18 protein-coding genes and 1 pseudogene are annotated in these 22,082 nt (G+C 61.8%); 7 read left to right on the forward strand and 12 right to left on the reverse strand.

The annotated features are described in order from the left end of the window. The first annotated feature begins 17 nt into the window (after window positions 1–17). The 4 genes from FB472_RS05545 to FB472_RS05560 all read left to right on the forward strand — a co-directional run bounded on the left by FB472_RS05545 (window position 18) and on the right by FB472_RS05560 (window position 4,293). A complete protein-coding gene (locus tag FB472_RS05545) occupies window positions 18–2,138 on the forward strand; it encodes a heavy metal translocating P-type ATPase (protein WP_141990033.1) in 2,121 nt (706 codons plus the stop codon). A gap of 36 nt (window positions 2,139–2,174) precedes the next feature. Then, complete coding sequence (locus FB472_RS05550; protein ID WP_141990035.1) at window positions 2,175–2,672, forward strand: DUF6153 family protein; 498 nt, start codon at window positions 2,175–2,177, stop codon at window positions 2,670–2,672. 90 nt (window positions 2,673–2,762) lie between these two features. Continuing rightward, window positions 2,763–3,353: a DUF305 domain-containing protein gene (locus FB472_RS05555; protein ID WP_141990036.1), complete on the forward strand. Its 591-nt coding sequence runs from the start codon at window positions 2,763–2,765 to the stop codon at window positions 3,351–3,353. 73 nt (window positions 3,354–3,426) lie between these two features. Then, on the forward strand, window positions 3,427–4,293 hold the full coding sequence (locus tag FB472_RS05560; protein ID WP_141990038.1) for a WD40/YVTN/BNR-like repeat-containing protein: 867 nt from the start codon (window positions 3,427–3,429) through the stop codon (window positions 4,291–4,293). A 377-nt stretch (window positions 4,294–4,670) separates the two neighbouring features. Here FB472_RS05560 and FB472_RS05565 read toward each other — a convergent pair whose 3' ends face one another. The 3 genes from FB472_RS05565 to mvaD are packed head-to-tail and all read right to left on the reverse strand — an operon-like array spanning window position 4,671 to window position 9,045. Beyond that, the gene (locus FB472_RS05565) at window positions 4,671–6,989 is read right to left on the reverse strand and encodes a hydroxymethylglutaryl-CoA reductase, degradative (protein WP_215730389.1); all 2,319 of its coding nucleotides are present in this window, start codon (window positions 6,987–6,989) and stop codon (window positions 4,671–4,673) included. After that, on the reverse strand, window positions 6,986–8,056 hold the full coding sequence (locus FB472_RS14155; protein ID WP_141990040.1) for a mevalonate kinase family protein: 1,071 nt from the start codon (window positions 8,054–8,056) through the stop codon (window positions 6,986–6,988). Before FB472_RS14155 ends, FB472_RS05565 begins: the two co-directional genes overlap by 4 nt. Further along, a complete protein-coding gene (gene mvaD / locus FB472_RS05575) occupies window positions 8,053–9,045 on the reverse strand; it encodes a diphosphomevalonate decarboxylase (RefSeq protein WP_141990042.1) in 993 nt (330 codons plus the stop codon). The genes FB472_RS14155 and mvaD overlap by 4 nt, the downstream gene beginning before the upstream one ends. Before the next feature lie 154 nt (window positions 9,046–9,199). Between mvaD and FB472_RS05580 the strand changes: the two genes are divergently transcribed. Continuing rightward, window positions 9,200–10,690, forward strand: coding sequence for a hydroxymethylglutaryl-CoA synthase family protein (locus tag FB472_RS05580; RefSeq protein WP_141990044.1), 1,491 nt, complete (start codon window positions 9,200–9,202; stop codon window positions 10,688–10,690). Between the two features lie 65 nt (window positions 10,691–10,755). Then, window positions 10,756–12,723: an aconitate hydratase gene (locus FB472_RS05585; protein WP_141990045.1), complete on the forward strand. Its 1,968-nt coding sequence runs from the start codon at window positions 10,756–10,758 to the stop codon at window positions 12,721–12,723. A gap of 132 nt (window positions 12,724–12,855) precedes the next feature. On the opposite strand, the gene FB472_RS05590 is transcribed toward FB472_RS05585, so the two are convergent. From FB472_RS05590 to FB472_RS05630, 9 genes are all read right to left on the reverse strand, one after another. Then, window positions 12,856–14,235 (reverse strand): MFS transporter, encoded by a 1,380-nt coding sequence (locus tag FB472_RS05590; protein WP_141990047.1) that lies wholly within the window; start codon window positions 14,233–14,235, stop codon window positions 12,856–12,858. Window positions 14,236–14,261: 26 nt separating this feature from the next. Continuing rightward, entirely contained in the window at window positions 14,262–14,813 is a 552-nt protein-coding gene (locus tag FB472_RS05595) for an iron-sulfur cluster assembly protein (RefSeq protein WP_141990048.1), read from the reverse strand. Then, window positions 14,810–15,352 carry a Fe-S cluster assembly sulfur transfer protein SufU gene (sufU, locus tag FB472_RS05600; RefSeq protein ID WP_215730390.1) on the reverse strand — a complete coding sequence of 181 codons (543 nt, stop codon included), beginning with the start codon at window positions 15,350–15,352 and terminating at the stop codon, window positions 14,810–14,812. Before sufU ends, FB472_RS05595 begins: the two co-directional genes overlap by 4 nt. Then, complete coding sequence (gene sufD, locus FB472_RS05605; RefSeq protein ID WP_141990050.1) at window positions 15,349–16,686, reverse strand: Fe-S cluster assembly protein SufD; 1,338 nt, start codon at window positions 16,684–16,686, stop codon at window positions 15,349–15,351. The genes sufU and sufD overlap by 4 nt, the downstream gene beginning before the upstream one ends. Next, window positions 16,683–17,456 (reverse strand): Fe-S cluster assembly ATPase SufC, encoded by a 774-nt coding sequence (gene sufC, locus FB472_RS05610; protein WP_141990051.1) that lies wholly within the window; start codon window positions 17,454–17,456, stop codon window positions 16,683–16,685. Before sufC ends, sufD begins: the two co-directional genes overlap by 4 nt. Beyond that, window positions 17,456–18,919, reverse strand: a complete 1,464-nt coding sequence (gene sufB / locus FB472_RS05615) for a Fe-S cluster assembly protein SufB (protein WP_021808707.1) — start codon at window positions 18,917–18,919, stop codon at window positions 17,456–17,458. Before sufB ends, sufC begins: the two co-directional genes overlap by 1 nt. Before the next feature lie 61 nt (window positions 18,920–18,980). Next, window positions 18,981–19,301 (reverse strand): ferredoxin, encoded by a 321-nt coding sequence (gene fdxA / locus FB472_RS05620; RefSeq protein WP_021808708.1) that lies wholly within the window; start codon window positions 19,299–19,301, stop codon window positions 18,981–18,983. Further along, a complete protein-coding gene (locus FB472_RS05625; RefSeq protein WP_141991483.1) occupies window positions 19,298–20,674 on the reverse strand; it encodes a cysteine desulfurase in 1,377 nt (458 codons plus the stop codon). The genes fdxA and FB472_RS05625 overlap by 4 nt, the downstream gene beginning before the upstream one ends. 41 nt (window positions 20,675–20,715) lie before the next feature. Further along, complete coding sequence (locus FB472_RS05630) at window positions 20,716–21,483, reverse strand: helix-turn-helix transcriptional regulator (RefSeq protein WP_246078100.1); 768 nt, start codon at window positions 21,481–21,483, stop codon at window positions 20,716–20,718. Between the two features lie 136 nt (window positions 21,484–21,619). Here FB472_RS05630 and FB472_RS14330 point away from each other — a divergent pair. Beyond that, a pseudogene (locus FB472_RS14330) lies at window positions 21,620–21,767 on the forward strand (IS256-like element IS1395 family transposase); the annotation flags it as partial. Window positions 21,768–22,082 lie beyond the last annotated feature (315 nt).

Here is a 22,082-nt window from a genome sequence, read left to right on the forward strand (position 1 = left end):
TCAATAGGGATTAGCTAATGAGCTCCAAAAACCACACCAACGGCAACTCGAATTCCGCGCCCGTCGACGCGCCGTCGCGCCATCAAGAAGAGAATGCCACCGAGTCTGAGACCCCTGAATCGCAGCAACAACACGGTGGGCACGAGCAGCACGGCGAGCATAGCGGTGGCCATGGTGATCACGTCGCCGGTTTTCGGCGGATGTTCTGGATCATGCTGGTTGTGGCCGTGCCGGTGGTCGGATTCTCGCCAATGTTCGCGATGCTTCTGGGGTACGAGCTGCCAGCGGTGTGGATGGGCTGGATCTCGCCAGTGCTGGGTACCGTCATGTATGTGTGGGGCGGTGCACCATTCCTCACCGGTGCGGTGAGCGAGCTGCGCAGCAAGCAACCGGGAATGATGCTCCTGATCGGGTTGGCAATTACCGTTGCGTTTGTGGCGTCGTGGGGTGCAACGTTGGGATTGCTGGATCAGGGGCTGGACTTCTGGTGGGAGCTGGCACTGCTGATCGTGATCATGCTGCTTGGCCATTGGATCGAGATGCGGTCACTAGCTCAGACGACCTCGGCGTTGGACTCACTTGCCGCCCTCATCCCTGACGAAGCTGAGCGTGTTGACGGCGACCAAACGGTGACCGTTTCGCCGTCAGAGTTGCGCGTTGGTGACGTTGTTGTCGTTCGGCCGGGTGGTCGAGTTCCTGCTGACGGGCGGGTTGTTCAGGGCTCGGCGAGCATGGACGAGTCCATGATTACCGGAGAATCCCGTGCGGTCCGCCGCAGCGAAGGTGATGGGGTTGTTGCAGGCACTGTAGCCACCGATTCTGGTATGCGTGTCGAGATCACCGCTGTTGGCGACGACACCACGCTGGCCGGAATTCAGAAGCTTGTTACCGAGGCGCAAAGCTCATCCTCGCGTGCGCAGCGACTCGCCGATCGTGCTGCAGGGTGGCTGTTTTGGTTCGCGCTCGGCGCCGGAGCGATTACAGCACTGGTCTGGTCTCTGCTCGGGATGCCTGACGCCGCTGTTGTCCGAACAATCACCGTGCTCGTCATCGCGTGCCCGCACGCCCTCGGTCTCGCGATTCCGCTGGTGGTGTCGATCTCCACCGAACGAGCCGCCAAGGCCGGAGTGCTGATCAAGGATCGATTGGCCCTGGAGAGCATGCGCACAGTCGATACCGTTCTGTTCGACAAGACCGGAACGCTTACCAAAGGCACCCCCGCTGTCACCGCTATCGAACCCACCGAAGGCTTCGAAGCGAATGAGCTCTTGGCGTTGGCGGCCGCCGCGGAAGCCGACTCTGAGCATCCACTTGCCCGGGCAATCGTCGCAGCAGCACAAGAACGCGAACTATCCGTGCCGCGATCAAGCGATTTTGAGTCATCTCCAGCAGTTGGTGTTCGTGCTCGCGTCGCAGACCGCACCGTCCAGGTCGGTGGCCCGTACCTCCTTGAGCAGGAGGGTGGTTCTGAGCTTCCAGTCTCAGCCGAATGGGCAGAACAGGGCGCAATCATCCTCCATATTCTGATCGACGGCAGTGTCGTCGGCGCCTTACGGCTTGCTGATGAAGTGCGGGCTGAATCCCGGGATGCGATCGCAGCACTTCACGACCGAGGCGTTCAGGTGGTCATGATCACCGGTGATGCGGAAGCGGTCGCAGCATCTGTCGCAAAAGAACTCGGAATCGATCGATACTTTGCCGGAGTACGACCCGAAGATAAGGCCATCAACGTTAAAGAACTGCAATCAGAGGGACGCAAAGTCGCGATGGTCGGCGACGGCGTCAACGATGCTCCCGCGCTTGCGCAAGCAGATGTGGGAATTGCGATCGGTGCAGGCACAGATGTCGCTATTGCTTCGGCCGGGGTAATCCTTGCCAGCGACGACCCACGTTCAGTGGTGTCAGTTATTGAGCTTTCTCGGGCGTCGTACCGAAAGATGAAGCAGAACCTCTGGTGGGCCGCCGGCTACAACCTTCTTTCCGTCCCGCTTGCCGCCGGAATATTAGCACCGATCGGATTCGTGCTGCCCATGTCGGTCGGTGCCGTTCTCATGTCGATATCAACTATCGTTGTGGCATTGAACGCACAGCTGCTGCGCCGGTTGGACCTGAACCCCGAAAAGTTCACCGGCCGGTAACGGCAGACATAACGTCGGTCTAGACGAGGAAGCACCATGACACAGGTCACAGCAACGCGACAGTCTCGCGCGACTGCGTCTGCCGCTGCCTCTGCGTCGCGGCCGTCTGGCGGCGTCGCTTTGCCTAGCCTGATCAGCGCGGTCTGGAAGGCGACGGTTCTGGTCGTTCTGGCGGTGGCCGTGATCATCGGTATCTTGGCGATGCATTCGTTCACGTCGCCCGCGTCGCACTCCGATATGGGAATGCCGGCCGGTAGTTCGACCGCGAGCGTCGCCCCACACCATGCAGAAGAGGGTGTGTTCGCCGCCGCCAGTCCGGATTGTTTGGGCTGCGGTGAAGAGACATCGATGGCGTTGATGTGGTGTGTCTTCGCGCTGCTTGCCGTGACACTGCTGATGACAGCACCCAAATTGGTGAAGGGATGGGTCGGAGTTGCATCGCGTCAGTTCTCGATTACCACGTCAGAACTGAGGTCTGTCGGGCTCATTCCCAGACCTCCCTCTCTCACCGTTCTCTGTATTAGTCGCACCTGATTAGGGCTCTGTCGACTCAGCCTCGACACGCCATCCGCATGACCCTTCCGGTCGTGCGTTAATCACTGACTAATCAGGAGAAACACAACAATGAAGATCCGTTTTGCGGCGACAGCCGCTATGACCGTGACGGCACTACTTGCCCTCACCGGTTGCACGACCGCAATGACCGAAGCCGGGCAAACCCCCGACTCGCCGGCGACCGAGTCGGTCACCATTGACGATGCGAACAGCGCCGATGTCATGTTCACCACGATGATGATTCCGCACCACGAGCAAGCCGTTGAGATGGCCGACATGGTGCTCACTAAGGATGGAATCGATCAACGAGTCCTTGATCTCGCGAAGGAGATCAAGGCCGCTCAAGGTCCCGAGATTGAGCTCATGAACGGCTGGCTCGATGACTGGGGCGTCGATACGGACTCGGGCATGGCGGGAATGGACCACGGAGACGGGATGATGTCTGACTCCGACATGGCTGATCTGGAATCTGCCAACGGTGACGAAGCATCCCGCCTGTTTCTGGAACAAATGATCCTGCACCACGAAGGAGCAATCGATATGGCTTTGCTGGAAACTACAGCGGGCCAAAACACGGAAGCGACAGCTCTCGCGCAACAGATCATCGACACGCAAACCGCCGAGATCACCGTAATGCGCGACCTTCTCAGCTCCTTGTAATAGCTGCAGGGCCCGCCGCTCAATGGATGGCGGGCCCTGCCCTCCACACTCGCTCTCACGAAGGACTTTCTCAATGCGTTCCTCCTCACGTCGGCTTCTCGCCGGAACAATTCTTGGCGTTAGCGTCTCCCTGGCCGCCGTCGCATGCACAGCAGCACCCAGCGGCTCATCGTCAACGCCGCCAACCATTCAGCACATCCACGACATCGCCTTCAGTAGCAACAGCGAACTGCTTGTTGGATCTCACCATGGCGTTTACGCCGTCGACCTCGACACCGGCGACACTGCCCTTGTCGGCGGCGTCGAATTTGATGCCATGGGCTTAGCGGCCCAAGGCGAAAACATTTTCGTCTCCGGCCATCCCGGAAAGGACAACCACGATTCCTTTGCCGCACCGAATGTTGGACTCGTCAAGCACCACTCGGAGACCGGATGGCAGCAAGTTTCCCTGGCGGGAACCACCGACTTTCATAACCTCAGCACCACCCCGGCGAATCCTGATTTCATTGTCGGACTCCCCTCCGACCGGGCCGTGCTGTTGCGAAGCACCGACGCGGGGCGCACCTTCACCGAAGCATCCGCATTGTCTGCCCGGGATGTCAGCATTGATAGTGGCGACCCGAACGTGCTGACCGCGACCACCGCCGAGGGACTCGTTGTCAGCCGCGACGGCGGCGATACCTTCACGCCACTAGCGGGGCCGACCCTGGTAGTCATCGCGCCCGATCCTACCCGCGATGGCGGAATCGTCGGCATTGCGCCCGACGGTGAGCTGTGGTTTGGGTCCACTGATATCGACGCCGAGTGGACTTCGGCGGGCATCGTCGAGGGTGGTGCTGGAGCAGTAGTGGTGAGCGATGATGGGGCAATTGCCGTCGCTGGCGAAAGCAGCGTTGTCATCACTAGAGACGGAGGGGCGACATGGACCACCGTCATTTGAGCAGAATAAGCGCCACCGTAGTGGGCCCTGTCGACTTATGGGGGGAAGCGGCACCGCATGACTGATCGTACGGACAAGATTTCGTTATTGGGATCCGTATCTTTGGGCACCGGGGTGATGATCGGTGCGGGAATCTTTGCCCTTTTGGCTAGGTAGCCGAATTCGCGGGCGACTTCTTCCCACTCGCCTTCCTCCTCGGCGCGATCGTCGCCGCCGTAAGTGTGATGTCTCAAGACATCGGCGACAGTTCTGCCTCAGGACATAGGGGACTGCTGATCAGGAACGGGTGCACCCCCGCAGGAAGACAACGCTGGCGCCGCCCAGGGTCGCTTGCCAGTGATCTGGCACCGGGGGCATCGGCAAGAGAAGGCTGTGCCTTAGCGAATCTCGGTGAGATACGTCACAAATCCTGCCTGGCGCATGGCAGAACCAACCGATTCTGCCGCGCCGGGTTCCGCGACCGCGATCATCGCGCCACCACCACCGCTACCGGTGAGCTTTGCCCCGAGCGCTCCCGCTCGCCGGGCGACACCCACCAGCGTTTCGAGCTCCGGGCTCGAGACTTGCAGGGCACCGAGCAGCCCATGATTCATGTTCATCAGCTCACCAAGCTCCGCGAGATCACCGCGGCGCAGTGCGCCGACACCGGCCAGCACCAGCTCGTCGATCTGGGAGAAAATTGCCTCGTACCTGGCAGGATTCTTCTCCCGTGCGGCACGCACGATACCGACGGTGTGCGAGGTAAGCGAACGCACGCCGGTGAGACCGATAACAATCTGGATCGGGCCAGGTGTGACGATGTCCGTGATTTCGGGCGCCGCAGCATCCGGTGCCGTATCCGGGTTGCGGAACAGGATCGCGCGTCCGAAGGTGGCGACCGTGTTATCTATGCCGGACGGTGTTCCGTGCACGATGCGTTCGCATTCGAATGCGAGACTCGACACCTCGCTGTCGCTGATCGGCAGCCCGAAACGGTCAGCTATGGCGCGGATGATTGCCACGGCGAGGGCGGCCGAGGCACCCAGTCCGCTGGCCCGAGGCAGGTGGGGGAAGACGTCGACACGCATGCCCTTTCCTGCGAGACCGAGGCGCTCAGCGATGTGGGCGGTCACCTGCTCCGCGAGCCCCGCGCCGATCGGGTCGTAGGCGGCATCCGTATCCCAGCGGGAGATGACCAACTCCGTGCCGTACTCCTGGCGGGTCACCTCCGCCTGGATGGTGAGCCCGATTGGTGCTGCGATGGCGTGACGGCCGTAGACCACCGAATGCTCACCGAGGAGAATGATTTTGCCGTATCCGCAGCCGGAGCTGGCGCCGTGGTCTGAGGGTTCGGGTTCCGGCATCGCGAGGGCAGCTTGCGTTGGGATGCTGGCGGTGCCGATCGCACGAATCGACCCGGTATCGGCAATCCGGCCCTCCAACACGTCTAAAATGTGCCGCGCCTTCCACACCTTGATGTCGCCGCTCACGACCAGCCGATTGACGACCTCGTCGAAGCGTGCGCCAGTCGCACCGGCGGCGACCGCGACACTGCGGGCGTGGAGGCGCATGTGCCCGGGCTGGATGCCGTCGGTGGAGAGCGCCTTCAACGCACCGAAGTTCTGGGCCAGCCCCACCGCTGCCATCACCTCGGCCAGTTCAGCCGCAGTGCTCACGCCAAGAATTGTGTGTGCGATCCGCACGGCAGGGTTCGATTCCACCTGCCCACCGACGGTGCCCACTTTCAGCGGCAGCTCGATGTTTCCGACCAGGTTGCCGGCGTCATCCGCGCTCCAGCTCGTCAGTGGTGCGTAGTGCCCACTGCTGGCGGCATAAGCGTGTGCTGCGGCTTCGATCGCGCGCCAGTCGTTGCCGGTCGCGAGGGCGACGGCGTCGATGCCGTTCATGATGCCCTTGTTGTGTGTGGTTGCGCGATACGGGTCCATCGCGGCGAATTCGGCCGCGAGTACGATGCCGTCCCGCACCTGCTCTCCGGAGAAATCGTCTAAGGCGAGCCGGTCCACCGGAATGACGCAGCGCGCCCGCACCATCGCGCGGTCGGTGAGATTCGAGAGGATGCGGAGGAACACTCGCCCGCCGCTGATCTTCTCCACGAGCGGTGCGACGGCCTCGCACATGGTGTTCACCAGGTTTGCGCCCATGGCATCCCGGCTGTCCACAATCAGATGCACGACGAGCAGCTCGCCGTTCGCAGCCGTCTGCCCACGCAAGAACACCTCCACGTCCTTGGCTCCGCCGCCGCGAGCGAGCATGTTTGGATGCTGTGCGTTGGCGAGATCGACGATCTCACTCTTGCGAGCCAGCAGGGCCTGCCGCGCGCCGAGCGCATCCGCCACATCGACGACCTGGATCTGGCCGATCAGCATCGGCTCATCCGCGACGCTCGTGAACCCGCCGTCGCGACGGACCAGCCGCGCGGCGGAACTGACCGCGGCGATGATGGACGGCTCCTCAACGGCCATCGGCACTAGGTAGTCACGCGAGTTGATCTGAAAGTTCAGTCCGAGTCCGAGCGGCATGGAGAAGACCCCGATGACATTCTCGGTGAGTCGATCGGCGGTGCCGGGATCGAGCATGTAGCTTCCGGTCGCCAGCGCGCGATAGTCTGCGTCACTGAGCGCGCCGCGCTCGTAGAGCACCCGCAGACGCTCCTCCACGCTCAGCTGGTAGAAGCGGGGGATGCGGGAAGAGTTCACGATATAGACCCGTCTCTCATTCTGTGTGTGGCGGTGGCGGTTGTGGTGGCAACGCTCGGAGTGATCGTCACCCCACTGGCGCCAAAGCTCAACGGTACGGCCTCTGCGCCCGCTTCGGTAAAAGCTTCGGCTAGCCGCGCAGCCGATTCTCCTCTCCTGGCGAACACCAGGCCGACGTCTCCGCCGCCCGCACCGGAGGTTTTGAAGACGCCGCCGAGGTCGGCCGCGAGTGAATGCAACTGCAGGTGGTGTTCGCTGACGATGCCCGCACCGGCATGCGTGTCGAGTTCGACGAGCGCATCGAAGTAGTCGGATGCGAGACGGAGGAAGTCCTCAGCGGAGTGCACGGCATCCTGTGCCGTATGTGCGAGCGCGGAAAGACGTTCGATGTCTGTGCGATATCGGGCGGTGTCTTGTGCCGCGTAATCTGTGACCTTTCCGACAAGCTCTGTTGTGCTGCTGCCGGTGCCGGTGACGACGGCCATGATCTCGAGTTCCTGCGGCCAAACCAGCGATGTTGGTGCCGTATCGCGCACATAGCTGATGAGGCCGCCATAACTACTGGAGGCGACATCTCCTCCGCTGCCCGTGCCGCGCTGTGCGGAGCGGTGGGCTTCCGTGGCGAGAATCCGGATCTGTTCCCGGCTCGGCGAGCGCCCGGCAGCAGTCAAGAGAGCGGATGTGAGTGCCGTGGCAACCGCCGCGCTGGACCCCAGCCCCAGCTTGTGCCCCGAAGCGAAAAATGCCGTGCTGTCGATGGTGATCGAGAGGGTGCCTGTGCAGCGAACCACCGTCCGCACCGCGTCGAAAACCCGCAACCGGGTGTGTGTGCGCCCGTCACAGTCTGCTGGGATGCTTCCGTCGGCCTCGAGTGTGAGGGAGTCCAGGTCGAGGCCGGGCGTGCTCAGGTGCCAGCGATCATCATCCGATGGTGCGACGGTGACGGTGACGCGGCGGTCGACGGCGGCCAGCAGTGCCGGTGCGCCATCCAACACCGCATATTCGCCGAGCAGGAACAGCTTGCCCGGCGCGGAGGCTTCGATGATCGTCGCGGCAGCGGTCGTCATGACAGCAGTTGTGCGCCGCGACCGAGCGTGCTGATTCTGGTCTCGTGCACTCCAGCGACCTGGCCCAGAGCATCCGCCACCGTCCGGGCGTGCTCGGGCGGGCACAGGGCCTTCACCTGGGGGCCGGCGTCGATGGTGAAGTAGACCGGGATGCCGTTGGCACGCAGCTCGCGCACGGCATGGATCGCAGCCATTGTGGCCGCGTTCCAGTACAGCAGTGCGGGGCGGGTGGACATCATGAGTCCGTGCAGCTTAAGGCAGCTGTACTCGGCGAGCTCCCCGAGTTGTTGGAATTCGCGGTTTGCGATGGCGAGCCGCATGGCCGCGACGTCGTCATTGCCGGTGTCGACCCAGGCCGGGTAGAACGGCGAGGTCAGTGCGCTTCCGCCCATTCCCGTCGTCGAATTGACGCTCTTCTGTCCGAGTTCGGTGATGGCGATAACGACGGTCAGTGGCCAGGCCGCCGCGGCGAGTACAGGCTCGGCGAAGGAGTCGAGGCCGTCGGCGCGGGTTCCGGCATGCAACTCGACGATGCCGCCGAACAGCGAACGGGCGGCAGACCCGGAGCCGCGGCGCGCGAGGATTGACAGCTCCCGGTCCTTCAGTGACAGTCCGGCAGCAGAACTGGCCGCGACCGCGAGTGCGGCGAATCCGGATGCCGAGGAGGCGAGTCCCGCCGCCGTCGGAAAGTTGTTCGTTGACTCGACCACTGCCCGGCTGCCGACACCGGAGCTGTCGCGAACGATGTCAAGCAGGTGGCTGGCCCTGGTCGCATCCGCACGGGTTCCCGCCAGCCAGAACTCGTCCTGCTCGAGCCCGGGACGAAAGGTAACCGTGGTATCGGTCGACAGTGCGTCGAGGGTGAGCGAAATCGAGCCGACGGCGGGAATGTTCAGTGCGGCGTCGCGCTTTCCCCAGTATTTGATGAGGGCGATGTTGCTGTGCGCACGAGCGGTCGCGGTGCGGTCACCACCGAGAGGTTTGTCCACTGGGTGCTCCGATCGGGTTCATGACATTTTAGCAAGGCTTACGTCGCATGTTGGCCGTGGTATGAGCGCGGCGTAAGCCTTGCTAAAATTGGCCCTGCGGCTGGGAGCCAGTTGCAGTCGAATAACCAAACGAGAGTGCAAACGGTAACTACTGGTGTCTGGAATAAGTGGTCTGTCCCTGTATCTTCCGCAGTATCGTGTGCGGCTCGAAGACTGGTCTGAGTGGAACGACGAACCCTGGGGCAGAGTTCAGGGTGTTGTGGGGCGATCCTTCCGGATGCGTGGTCCGGGTCAGAGCGTCTACACGCTTGCGGCCAACGCGGTCTGGCGTCTCATCCGCGACTACGACATCGACCCTGCGCGGGTCGGGATGCTCGCTCTCGGCACCGAATCGAGCAGCGACAACTCCGCGGGTGCCATCATCATCAAGGGCATGATCAACGACGCGCTTCTCGCCCACGGCCGCCCCGAGTTGGCTAGGGACTGCGAGGTTCCGGAGTTCAAGCACGCCTGCCTGGGTGGCGTTTATGGCCTCAAGGCGGCACTGCGTTATTTGGCCGCGGATGGTGCAGGCCGCCTGGCGATCGTGGTCTGCGCCGATATCGCCGAGTACGCGATCGGGTCCAGCGGTGAGCCGACCCAGGGTGCCGGCGCGGTAGCAATGCTGGTAGATGGCGATGCGAAGCTTCTCGAAATTGATTTGGCGGCATCCGGCAGCGACTCGGAATACCGGATGGTGGACTTTCGTAAACCTTTCGCGCGCTTTCACCAGCCGCCACGCGACGATGGCCAGATTCAGGACCTGCCGGTGTTCAACGGTCGCTACTCGACGAGTTGCTACATCGATGCGACTCACCACGCCATGGAGGCGATGCTCGCCAAACGTGTCGCTCGCCGCGGTGACGGCTACCGGCCGGTCGACTACTTCGACGAAGTCGATTCCGTCTTCATGCACCGGCCGTACCATCGGATGCCCGCCACCGGCTGGGTGATGGCCTACCTGTTTGAGCTCGCAGCAGACGATGCCGGACGTGAGCAGTTGCGCGTTTACTGTGCTGATGCTGGAATCGACGCCGATACGTTGCTCGCCGAACTCACGGCACCGTCACCGTTCCGCCGCCACGGGGTGACCGTGGGTGAAGACACCGAAGACGTCTTCCCTCTCGCCAAAGCACTTCGCCAGTACCTGCGCAAAACACCGCTGTGGGGGTCGTTGGTGGGGGAGAAGCTCGGGCTCGGTTCAGAGGCCATGCGCGATCTCGGCAACCTGTACACGGCTGCGCTGCCGGCGTGGCTTGCTTCTGGCCTTCGCCAGGCGGTGGACGACAAGCTCGACATTGCGGGGCAGGAGTGGCTGGCACTGGGCTACGGCAGCGGTGACGCCGCAGAAGCGCTGCCCATGCGGGTGGGTGCCGGTTGGCGCGACGCCGCAGCACGCATCAACTTCGCGGAGGCCCTCGGAACGCCGACCGACCTCACCGAAGCCGAGTACCTCGCCCTGCATGAGGGGCGAACCTCACAAGTGCAGGCTGCGCCAGCGCACGATGAGTTCGTAGTCGACCATGTCGGCACACTCGACGGCCCGGAATTCTACGATCTCGGGATCGAATACTACCGTTTCGTGGGGCCAGCAACCGGTAGCTGAATTGTGCAATCCGGTTGCCTTGCGTGACGGCCGCGCCTAGGTTGGATGTAAGGCAGGGAGGCCTCATGGTGAACGTCGGCGGTGCACAGAATGTCGCAGAGAAACTCATCGCCTCACATCTTGTGTCCGGGGAGATGAGGCCGGGCGCGGAGATCGCGCTGCAGATCGACCAGACCCTCACACAGGATGCGACGGGAACGCTGGTCATGCTCGAACTGGAGGCGCTTGGTCTCGACCGCGCCAAGACCGAGGTTTCGGTTCAGTACGTGGACCACAACCTGCTGCAGGCCGATAACAAGAACGCTGAAGACCACGACTTCTTGCGCTCCGCGTGCCGGCGCTTCGGCATCTGGTTCTCGAAGGCCGGCAACGGAGTGTCCCACCCCACGCACATGCAGCGTTTCGGCATTCCGGGCAAGACCATGGTTGGCTCTGACAGCCACACACCGGCGGCGGGTTCACTGGGAATGCTGGCCATGGGGGTCGGGGGGCTGGAGGTGGCGACGGCGATCGCGGGTCAGCCCGTCAGCATCCGGATGCCAGAGATCTGGGGGGTGCACCTCACGGGCGCATTGCCTCCGTGGGTGAGCGCCAAGGATGTGATACTTGAGATGCTGCGCCGTCACGATGTGAAGGGTGGCGTGGGCCGCATCATCGAGTATTACGGGCCGGGTCTCGCAACGCTCACAGCGATGGACCGGCACGTGATTGCGAACATGGGCGCGGAGCTCGGCGCGACGACCACCGTGTTCCCCGCCGACGAGCAGGTGCGCACTTTCCTGCAGGCCGAGCAACGCGAGAGCGACTTCGTCGAGCTGCTGGCGGATGCCGGCGCCAGCTACGATGTCTACGAGGAGATTGACCTCTCCACACTCATCCCACTCATTGCCCTGCCGAGCTCGCCCGGCAAGGTTGTGCCGGTGACCGAGGTGGCTGGGCGCCCCGTGGAACAGGTGGTGATCGGCTCGTCCGCGAATCCCGGCCTGCGCGACTTCGCAATTGTCGGGGCCATCCTGAAGGGACGTCAAACGTATCCGGGCCTCTCGCTTGACGTGAACCCGAGTTCGCGCCAGATTCTTCAGGACCTCACGCTGATGGGGGCGACGCTCGATCTCGTCGCTGCGGGCGCGCGTCTGCACCAGTCCGGCTGTATGGGCTGCATCGGCATGGGCCAGGCGCCAGCCGTGGGACGCATCAGCCTGCGAACCATGCCCCGCAACTTTCCGGGTCGCAGTGGAACGAGGGAGGACTCCGTGTATCTCTGTTCGCCCGAGACGGGAGCCGCTGCGGCACTAACGGGCGTGATCACCGACCCGCGCAATCTGCCCGGTCTGCTCGACATCGACTATCCCGAGCTTGTGCTGCCGACAGTCTCCAGCGTGAACCTCGCCATGCTTGAGGCGCCGTTGTCGGCCGAGGAGTCGGCCGGTGTGGAGTTGGTGAAGGGTTCGAACATCTCGTCGCTGCCCGACTTCGATCCGCTCGCGAACCGTATTGAGGCTCCGGTGCTGCTCAAGGTCGGGGACAACATCTCCACCGACGAGATTCTGCCTGCTGGCGCGGTGGTGCTTCCCTACCGCAGCAATATCCCTAAGCTGGCCGAGTTCACGTACTACATGCTCGACGAGACATACGCCTCGCGGGCAGTTGAGTCCCGGGACTGGGGTGGTCACATCATCGTGGGCGGCGCGAACTACGGGCAGGGTTCGTCGCGCGAGCACGCCGCCATCACACCTCGCTTCCTCGGGCTTCACGCCGTGATTGCGGTCTCGTTCGCGCGCATCCACTGGCAGAACCTCGCCAACTTTGGGGTTCTAGCCCTCGAATTCGCGGATGCCGCAGACCACGAGCGCGTGCAGCAGGGCGACATACTCGTGCTCGACGATCTGCGGGAGACAATCGCACGGTCGGGCGTGCTCACGGTGCACAACAGCACACGCGACGAGGACTACCCGCTCACCCACCGGCTCTCGCCCCGACAGGTTCAGATGGTGCTCGACGGCGGGCTGATTCCCTGGTTGCGGCGGTCGTGAACAGGAGCGATCACCACATCAACTCACCCCACAAACTAGACCTACACCTAGGTGAACGCGACCCGCGGCAACTCTCCTTCGCTCCTGTGCTGAGCAGCCCTGGGCAGGGTGCCCTCTGGGGCAACAGGGCCTCTATTCGGGCAACTTCTTGCCGCCCAGTTCGGGCAGGGCAAACGCCACACCCGCGGCGAGCACGAAGACAATTCCGAAGACGACAAAGAGTAATATCGGGCCGCCGAGACCGAGCAGCGGAGGGACCAGCAGTGGCGCCGCGATCGACGCGATGCGGCCAAAGCCCGCTGCAGCGCCGGTTCCGGATCCGCGCAAACGGGTCGGGTAGAGTTCGGGCGTGATCGCATAGAGGGCACCCCAGGCTCCGAGATTGAAGAACGACAGAAGCATGCCGAAGCCAATGATCTGGGCTTCGCTCCCGTTGACGGCGCCGAAACCGAAGGCGACTGCCGAAACCGCTGAGCCGATCAGGAACGTCGACAGGGTGATGCGACGTCCCCATTTTTCGACCAGATACGCCGACGCTGCGTAGCCAGGTAGCTGAGCCAACGTAATGATGAGGGTAAATTCGAAGGACTTCACGAGCGGGAACCCGGCACCGACCAGCAGGGTCGGAAGCCAGATAAAGGCTCCATAGTACGAGAAGTTCACCAGAAACCAGACGAGCCAGATCAGGATGCTGCGGCGCCGCCATTCTCCGGAGAACAGATCCGCCAGTCGCGAGCGCTGTTCTGGCACTACGGCGTGCAGACTGCCCTGGGTGGGGTCAACCGCGCCAACCGCCCCCGAGACGTCAGAGACGATGCCAGCCGAAGCCTCAAATTGCACGACGATACTTTCAGCCTCCGCGTGTCGTCCCTTCGACTGAAGGAATCTGACGGACTCGGGCATCCGCAGTCGGACGAACACAGCCCACACCGCCGGTAGCATGCCGATCAGCAGCGCCAGGCGCCAACCGTCGGGGCTGGCGGGAATGACCAGGTACCCCACGACGGCGGCGCCAAGCCACCCGATGGCCCAGAATCCTTCCAGTAGTACGACAACTCGTCCGCGGATGCGCCGCGGTGCGAACTCACTCACCAGCGTTGCCACGACCGGAAGTTCTGCGCCAAGGCCAAGCCCGACGATGAACCGCAGCAGGAGCAGAATACCGACAGACCAAGCCAGTGCTGATGCACCGGTGGCTACCCCGTAAAGCAGCAGGGTGAGCACAAAGACCTGTTTGCGGCCCAACTTGTCCGCCAGGATGCCGCCGAGGGCAGCTCCAACGGCCATCCCGGCGAAACCGGCCGCCGCCACCCAGGACAGGCTGGCGGCATCCGCCTTCCACGTCACGGAAAGCTGTGCGATGACAAACGAAATCAGTCCGACGTCAAAAGCATCAAGAGCCCAACCAACCCCGGAACCGGCCAACAGGGAGCGGTGGCGACGCGTGAACGGCAAACGGTCCAGACGCTCCGTGAGTGATTCGCGCGGCAGACTGTTGAGGATGTTAGACATGGGTTTTCCCCAAGAGTTGCTTTCGGTTAGAACATTCCAAGTTGGAGCCGGGCGGCATCCGACATCCGCTCCTGGCCCCACGGCGGGTCCCAGACCAGCTCAACATCGACCTCGCTCACTCCGGCGGCCAATGTGACTTCGGCTTGCGCGTCATTCTTGAGCACGTCCCCCATACCGCAACCCGGTGCCGTCATCGACATTTTAATTTCTATCCGGTACGTGCCATCATCTAGCGGCTGTGCTTCACATTCGTAGATTAGCCCCAGATCCACAACGTTAATGGGGATTTCGGGATCAAAAACGTTTTTGAGTTGCCCCATGACCTGCTCCATGTCGAAGGGTGCCCCCTCCGCAAGCACGGTTTCGGCGATCGGCTCCGTGAGTCCGAGGGCTGCAGAATCCTCGGCACTGATTCGCACAAGGTACCCCATCGAGGTTTGGACTGTTGCGCTTCCACCCAGAGTCTGCGTGACGACGACCTGCTCGCCTTCGTGGAGGAGCATCGGCTGCCCGCCGGGAATCACCGTGGCCTGGCAGCTCTGTGAGAGTTCAAATATGTTGTAACTGCCTGAGTTCATGAGGCTTTATCCGTTCCGTCTTGGAGGGCAACGGTTATTGTCGTGCCCTCGTTAATGGCACCCTCGTTAATGGCGTCCTCCTGAACCGCGCCTTCTTCGAGGGCGCTGTGCAAGGCCTGCCAGCACAATGTGGCACATTTGACCCGTGCCGGGTATTGCCAGACGCCCGAGAGCACCGCGAGCTTGCCCACATCGGCCGGGGGACCATCGCTCAGAGGCTCGGTGGTGAGCATGGTGTGCACTCGGTCAAACAGGGCGAGCGCTTCGTCATTCTGGAGGCCCTTCACCGCCGACGTCATTAGTGAGGCCGATGCCTTCGAAATGGCGCATCCGTCGCCCTCGAAAGCGATATCCGCGATGCGGTCACTGTCGCGCTGCACATAGAGGCTCAGATGGTCACCACACAGCGGGTTCACTGCCTCAACGGTCTGATGCGCGCCCTCCAACTGGCGAAAATTCCTCGGACTGTGGGCGTGTTCGATGATCATCTCCTGGTAGAGCCCCGCCATGTTGGTGCTCGCTGCCATGGTGGTACTCATTGCTGGGCTCGATCGGCATCCGTTCCGAACCGAGTGGACACGAGCGTCTCCAGCGACGCGCGCAGCGGCTCCAGCTCGATTCGATCCACCATCTCCTGAACGAAGGCGTATACGAGTAGGCCGCGGGCCTCCTCCAGCGGTATCCCGCGCGTGCGCAGGTACAGCAACGCCTCATCATCCATTTGTCCGACCGCGGCACCGTGCGTGCACTTCACATCGTCGGTGTAAATTTCCAGTCTCGGTCGAGTGTCGACCTGGGCACGATCGGCGAGAATGAGGTTCTTATTATTCTGATTCGCATCGGTTCCATCGGCCCCATGACGAACCATGATCTGTCCGTTGAACACTCCGTGCCCACGACCGTCGAGCACACCCTTATACAGCTGGTGGCTGGTGCAATTGGTCGCGGCGTGATCAATGAAGATCGTGTTGTCGTGTAATTGCTCACCCTGCGGCAAGTAGATGCCATCCAGGCTTACCTCGGCCTCGACGCCGTCTAGCAGTACCCGCACTTCGTGGCGGGCGATGCTGGAGCCGAGCATGATCGAGCGCGAGGAGAACCGGCTATTGCGTGCTTGCCGCACATCTAGCAGCGCCAAATGGAAGGCTGTGACTGGCTCGTTTTGTACCTTGTAATGTTCGATCTGCGCGCTGTCGGCCAGCACAACCTCCGTAACAGCATTGGTGAAGTAGACATCGTTGTTAATTCCGGCGTAGGTCTCAACGATTGTTGCGCGACTGTCGGAATCGGCAATCATCACCGACCGCGGACTAGACATTAATGGCGCGCCCTCAGAGTCGCTGAAAAACACGAGCTGGATCGGTTCATCCACGATTGTGCCAGAGGTGAGGTGGATGAATGCTCCGTCCTCAGCCAAGACGTCGTTGAAGGCGGCGAAGGCATGATGCTCCCCCGGTGTGTGCGAAAAGAACGGTTCGAGGCGGTCCGGACTCGCAGCCAGGACGGAGGCCAGGGTGGTGACGACAGCGCCGGCTGGTAACCCTGTCAATCGCGAAAATTCAGACGAGAAATGTCCATTGACGAAAACCAGTCGGGGGCCGCCGAGATCGATCGAGGCTGTGTTGATGAGCTCTGCTGTTACCCGCGTGCCGGAACCAGCGATAGCAGCCTCGAAGGGTACAGCCAAGATCGGGTCCAGTCCGGTATATTTCCAGTCCTCATCTTTGCGGGACGGAAAACCATGCTTCCCAACCCATTCGAGGGCGTTCAACCGCGCCTCGGCAAGCCAGCCAAGATCGCGGCCATCCCGCTTCGGCTGCAGGTCTGCGAGCACACCGTCAGCCGCCAGCACCGGAACCTTCACCGCAGTCATACGGTCGCCCCAACCTGCGCCGAACGCTCCGTGCTTGGCTTCAGCCCCGCATACCCGTTTTTTTCGAGCTCGAGTGCGAGGTCCTTATCGCCCGAACGCACGATTTGGCCTTCGGCCATGACGTGCACGAAGTCCGGAACGATGTAGTCCAACAGGCGCTGGTGGTGCGTGATGATCAGCATTGCCCGACCCTCATTGCGGAGGGCATTCACACCGTTCGCCACGACCCGAAGTGCATCGATGTCCAGGCCGGAGTCGGTCTCGTCGAGGATCGCCAGTTTCGGCTCCAGAATCGCCATCTGCAAAATCTCATTGCGCTTCTTCTCACCACCAGAGAAGCCTTCATTCACCGAGCGGCTCATAAACGTCTGGTCCATCTCGACCAATTTCATGCGCTCCTGGGCCAAGGCAAGAAAGTCCACCGCGTCCAGCTCTTCCTCACCGCGCTCGCGGCGCAGGGAGTTCAAGGCCGTTCGCATGAAGTACATGTTGCCGACACCGGGAATTTCAACCGGATGCTGGAAGGCCAGAAATACGCCAGCCGCAGCTCGTTCCTCCGGCGACAGGGCCAGCAGATCCTGACCTTCATACGTGACACTGCCGGAGACGTCATAACCGTCGCGACCGATCAGCACGCTGGCCAGCGTGCTCTTACCCGACCCGTTCGGGCCCATGATGGCGTGCACCTCACCCAGGTTGAGGTCAAGATTAACCCCGCGTAAAATTTCCTTGCTGTCAATACTGGCGTGCAATTCCTTGATATGTAGCATTAGCCGACACTTCCTTCTAGACTCACGGTCAACAATTTTTGGGCTTCAACGGCGAATTCCATCGGTAGCATCTTGAATACCTCACGGCAGAACCCGTTCACGATCATCGACACGGCCTCTTCCTCCGGGATGCCACGCTGACGGCAATACAAGAGTTGCTCCTCACCGATCTTCGACGTTGAGGCTTCGTGCTCGACCTGCCCTGTCTGGTTCTTCACGTCGATATAGGGCAGGGTGTGGGCGCCGCTGTCTTTACCAATCAACAGGGAGTCGCACTGAGTGAAGTTGCGGGCACCAGCAGCAGAATGCCGTATATCGACCAGCCCCCGGTAGGTGTTCTGGCCGTGACCGGCCGAGATCGCCTTGGAAATAATGGTGCTCTTGGTGTTCTTGCCGATGTGCACCATCTTGCTGCCGGTATCCGCTTGCTGGCGCCTAGCGGTCAACGCCACCGAGTAGAACTCCCCGACGGAGTTATCACCCTTCAGTATCACGCCCGGATACTTCCAGGTGATCGCCGAGCCGGTCTCGACCTGGGTCCAGGAAATCTTCGCGTTCTTGCCGGAAGCCATACCGCGCTTGGTGACGAAATTGTAGACACCACCATTGCCATCCGCGTCGCCCGGGTACCAGTTCTGAACGGTCGAATACTTTATTTGTGCATCGTCGAGAGCGACGAGCTCGACCACAGCAGCGTGCAGCTGGTTCTCGTCCCGGACCGGAGCCGTACAGCCCTCAAGGTAGCTCACATACGCGGCATCCTCTGCAATGATCAGCGTGCGCTCGAACTGCCCGGTGTTGGCGGCGTTGATCCGAAAGTAGGTGGACAGCTCCATCGGGCAATGAACACCCTTCGGGATGTAGCAGAACGACCCATCGGTGAATACCGCAGAGTTCAAGGTGGCGAAGAAGTTGTCGTTATACGGAACCACCGAGCCGAGGTACTTTCTTACCAGCTCCGGGTGCTCCTGAACAGCCTCGGAGAAGGAACAGAAGATGACGCCGACGTCAGCCAGCTTGTCTTTGAACGTTGTCGCAACCGACACCGAATCGACGATTGCGTCCACGGCGACGCCGCTGAGACGTTCTTGTTCACCGAGAGAGATTCCGAGCTTGTTGAACATCTCCCGGATTTCAGGATCGACCTCATCCATACTCGATATTTGCTTCTTCGGCCGGGGATCGGCGTAGTAAATAATGTCCTGGTAGTCAACGGGACCGTACGAAACGTGCTGCCAGGTGGGAGCCGTCAGCGTGATCCAGTGCCGATACGCCTTCAACCGCCATTCGAGGAGCCAATCCGGCTCGTTCTTCTTGGCTGAGATCAGCCTGATGATGTCTTCGTTCAGTCCCTTAGGGGCAACTTCGGTTTCGAGATCCGTGGTGAACCCGTACTGGTACTCCTGGTTGGCGAGCTCACGAACCTCATCGGAAATCCCGACCGCGGCTGTAGGTGCACTCATTATCTTCTCCTTCTCACGTGCTGTCAGTTGGTCACAGTCGGTGTGCCGATCAGTGTTTCGGTCAGTGCTCCTGCGGGGGCAGCGCTGCTACCAATGGGTGGTCTCCGGGTATTGCACCGATCTTGGCCGCCCCGCCGGGTGAGCCCACCTCAGCGAAGAAGTCGACGTTGACCGTGTAATAGTCCGCCCACGCCTCCGGCACGTCATCTTCGTAATAGATCGCCTCGACCGGGCACACAGGTTCACAAGCACCGCAGTCGATGCACTCATCGGGCTGGATGTAGAGCATTCGATCACCCTCATAGATGCAATCGACTGGGCATTCATCGATACAGGCCTTGTCCTTGACATCTACGCACGGCAACGCAATGACGTACGTCATGATGCTCCTTCTTCTCGTTCGCCGGAAAGCATGCCGCGCACAGTGGCTGTGGAGGCGAAAGCTGTGACGCCAAAAAGCGCGGCCACCTGGTCGAGAGCACTCAGCAGCGTCTCGACCTCAGCGCCCGTGTTGTATAGCCCGAAGCTGGCTCGCGTTGTCGCCGGTACCTTTAGCCGCTGATGTAGGGGCCACGCACAATGGTGACCTACCCGGACGGCGACCCCGGCATCGTCGAGAATCTGACCGACGTCATGCGCGTGGACACCGTCGACCACGAAGGAGACAGCGCCGGAACGGTCCCGGCCGTCGACTGGTCCGATGACCCGAACCCAGGGACGTATTGCGAGGCCGGCGAGTAGTGCTTCGGTGAGGGCGAGCTCATGGGCCGTCACCCGAGGCATGCCCACACCGGTCAGGTAGTCGCAGGCCGCAGCCAGACCAACTGCCTGGGCGACCATCGGGACACCGGCCTCGAATCGCTGCGGTGGAGCAGCGTAGGTCGAGCCCTCCATCCGGACGGTCTCGATCATCGAGCCCCCAGTAAGGAACGGAGGCATGGTAGCTAGGAGTTCGTAACGGCCCCACAGGACGCCGACCCCCATCGGGCCGAGCATCTTGTGCCCGCTGAAAGCTAAGAAATCAACGCCGAGATCAACCACGTCAACAGCGAGGTGCGGCACCGACTGACAGGCGTCCAAAACCGTCAGCGCGCCGACCTCGCGAGCCCGATCGACAATGGCAGCAACCGGATTGGTTGTGCCCACAACGTTGGACACATGAGTGAACGCGACAACCTTGGTGCGGTCGGTGATCACCGTGTTCAGGTCGGCGAGGTCAAGGCGGCCATCGTCGGTGACCCCGATCCAGCGCAGGGTGGCACCCGTGCGCCGAACGAGCTCCTGCCACGGGATGAGGTTGGCGTGGTGCTCCATCTCGGTGATGACGATCTCATCGCCTTCACCAAGAGCGAATCGTGCAGCGATAGCAGGGTTGACGCCATCCATTGCCCCCGTAGCCGCGGCATTGCTGAACGCATAGGCTACGAGGTTTATCGCTTCGGTGGCGTTCTTGGTGAACACGACCTCCCGTGACTGTGCGCCGATAAACTGAGCCACCGTTTCGCGAGCGGACTCGAATGCGTCGGTCGCCTCTTCGGCAAGCTGGTGAGCGCCGCGGTGAACGACGGAGTTGCGCTGTTCGTAGAACGCGCGCTCGGCATCGAGCACCTGGCGCGGTTTGTGTGACGTCGCCCCGGAGTCGAGGTACACCAACGGCTTCCCGTTGCTCACGGAGCGGGACAGGACGGCGAAGTCACTGCGGATGGCGGCTGACTCTAGTCTGGTGAATGCCCTACCTAGGGCGTTATCGGCCACGGTGGGGCTGGTCAGACCGGGGTGTAGCCCCTCAGCGGTGCTCACTGGATTGAGTCGTTATCAGGGCTGATCGTGCCTGACGGCGTCGTGACCGGGACGGCACTCAGGGGGATGAACGTAGTGCAGGCGTGCTCCCCATTGGCAAGAGTCGTCTGGCGTTCGACACGAACCCCGAGCAGTTGTGAGAACGCATCAGCCTCAGCGTCGCAGAACGCCGGGAACTGGGTTGCGACGTGCTGAATCGGGCAATGCCCTTGGCACAGCTGGACACCGGCCGTGGGCATGTCCGGTCCAACGGGTCGCGTAGACGCGGCGAAACCGTCGGCGCTCAGTGCTGTCGCCAGTGCCTGTGCGCGGGCGGCGACATCCGTGCCTACCGTGGCAAGTTGTGCGGCATACCGTGCCTCGAACTGTGCACTATGTTCACGGGCGAACTCGTCGACGGCATCCGCACCGGCATGTTTAGCGAGAAATTGCAAGGCGGAGGCTGCCAGGTTGGCGTAGTCACTTTCCATCCCAGCATGACCAGCCTCGGAAAGAATGTATGCGCGGGCGGGCCGCCCGCGACTGCGACCGCCAGCGATGGCGAGTGTTCGTTCCTCGATGGTGCCGTTGTCGGCGAGCAGGTCAAGGTGACGGCGAACCGCGGCGGACGTCACCCCCAAGCGCGAAGCGAGGTCGGCCGCAGTGAGGGGGCCGTCCTCAGCGATCGTCTGTCGGACCCTGTCGCGGGTGCGCGCCTCATGACCCTGCGGTGCCGAATGGGAAGAGTCGGCACCAGCGATTGTGCGGCCGTTGGTTATTAACACAACATTAGTGTGTGCTAATTCAGTCCAGATGTCCAGTTGGGTGTTGCGTGACATCGGCTCCGGACGCCCCGTGCCCGGTGTTAACCCCGAAATTTGTGCCAGTTTGCCGTTACACACGAGCAGGTTAATTGCCACAACAGCTGCCGGCACCATCGACTTCTCGATCCCGAGGCTGCTGCAGGACTGCTGCTTCCTCAACTGGCTGCTGGCGCGACGCCGGCGTGCGGAACGGGCGCTGACAACCGTGGCACCTGTTCGGAGTCTGGGCCAGGCGGATGGAGAGGCCGTCCGCACGACCCTGATGCCGCAAGCTGACTGGGGTGCTCCCCAAGTGTGGGTGAAATGTGGGCACGGTTAACTTAATTATTGCTCAGCAAAGAGCCATATCTTCGCTCCGTTGGTGAAACTAAGGAAAGAGAAAAGCGCCCTCAGCTCCAGGTTTTTGAAGTTGGGTCCCACGCTCGCTCAGGATCGACCGCGTGCACGAAGACTGGATCAAGGAATGACGACACGTCAGTGAGCTGATCGTTGAGAACGGCCAATGTCATCGCCGTCCTTGAGCTGGATGCCGAGCTCTTGGATGCGCATCGCGAGCATCA

It is taken from the genome of Rhodoglobus vestalii (assembly GCF_006788895.1).
Taxonomy (GTDB): Bacteria; Actinomycetota; Actinomycetes; order Actinomycetales; family Microbacteriaceae; genus Rhodoglobus; species Rhodoglobus vestalii.

What these genes read in the sequence shown, in the direction of transcription:
- FB472_RS05545 (WP_141990033.1), top strand. Translation starts at nt 18, where the DNA reads ATGAGCTCCAAAAACCACACCAACGGCAACTCGAATTCCGCGCCCGTC.
- sufC (WP_141990051.1), bottom strand. Translation starts at nt 17,456, where the DNA reads ATGCTACATATCAAGGAATTGCACGCCAGTATTGACAGCAAGGAAATT.
- sufB (WP_021808707.1), bottom strand. Translation starts at nt 18,919, where the DNA reads ATGAGTGCACCTACAGCCGCGGTCGGGATTTCCGATGAGGTTCGTGAG.
- FB472_RS05585 (WP_141990045.1), top strand. Translation starts at nt 10,756, where the DNA reads ATGGTGAACGTCGGCGGTGCACAGAATGTCGCAGAGAAACTCATCGCC.
- FB472_RS05590 (WP_141990047.1), bottom strand. Translation starts at nt 14,235, where the DNA reads ATGTCTAACATCCTCAACAGTCTGCCGCGCGAATCACTCACGGAGCGT.
- FB472_RS14155 (WP_141990040.1), bottom strand. Translation starts at nt 8,056, where the DNA reads ATGACGACCGCTGCCGCGACGATCATCGAAGCCTCCGCGCCGGGCAAG.
- sufD (WP_141990050.1), bottom strand. Translation starts at nt 16,686, where the DNA reads ATGACTGCGGTGAAGGTTCCGGTGCTGGCGGCTGACGGTGTGCTCGCA.
- fdxA (WP_021808708.1), bottom strand. Translation starts at nt 19,301, where the DNA reads ATGACGTACGTCATTGCGTTGCCGTGCGTAGATGTCAAGGACAAGGCC.
- sufU (WP_215730390.1), bottom strand. Translation starts at nt 15,352, where the DNA reads ATGAGTACCACCATGGCAGCGAGCACCAACATGGCGGGGCTCTACCAG.
- FB472_RS05550 (WP_141990035.1), top strand. Translation starts at nt 2,175, where the DNA reads ATGACACAGGTCACAGCAACGCGACAGTCTCGCGCGACTGCGTCTGCC.
- FB472_RS05555 (WP_141990036.1), top strand. Translation starts at nt 2,763, where the DNA reads ATGAAGATCCGTTTTGCGGCGACAGCCGCTATGACCGTGACGGCACTA.
- FB472_RS05560 (WP_141990038.1), top strand. Translation starts at nt 3,427, where the DNA reads ATGCGTTCCTCCTCACGTCGGCTTCTCGCCGGAACAATTCTTGGCGTT.
- FB472_RS05595 (WP_141990048.1), bottom strand. Translation starts at nt 14,813, where the DNA reads ATGAACTCAGGCAGTTACAACATATTTGAACTCTCACAGAGCTGCCAG.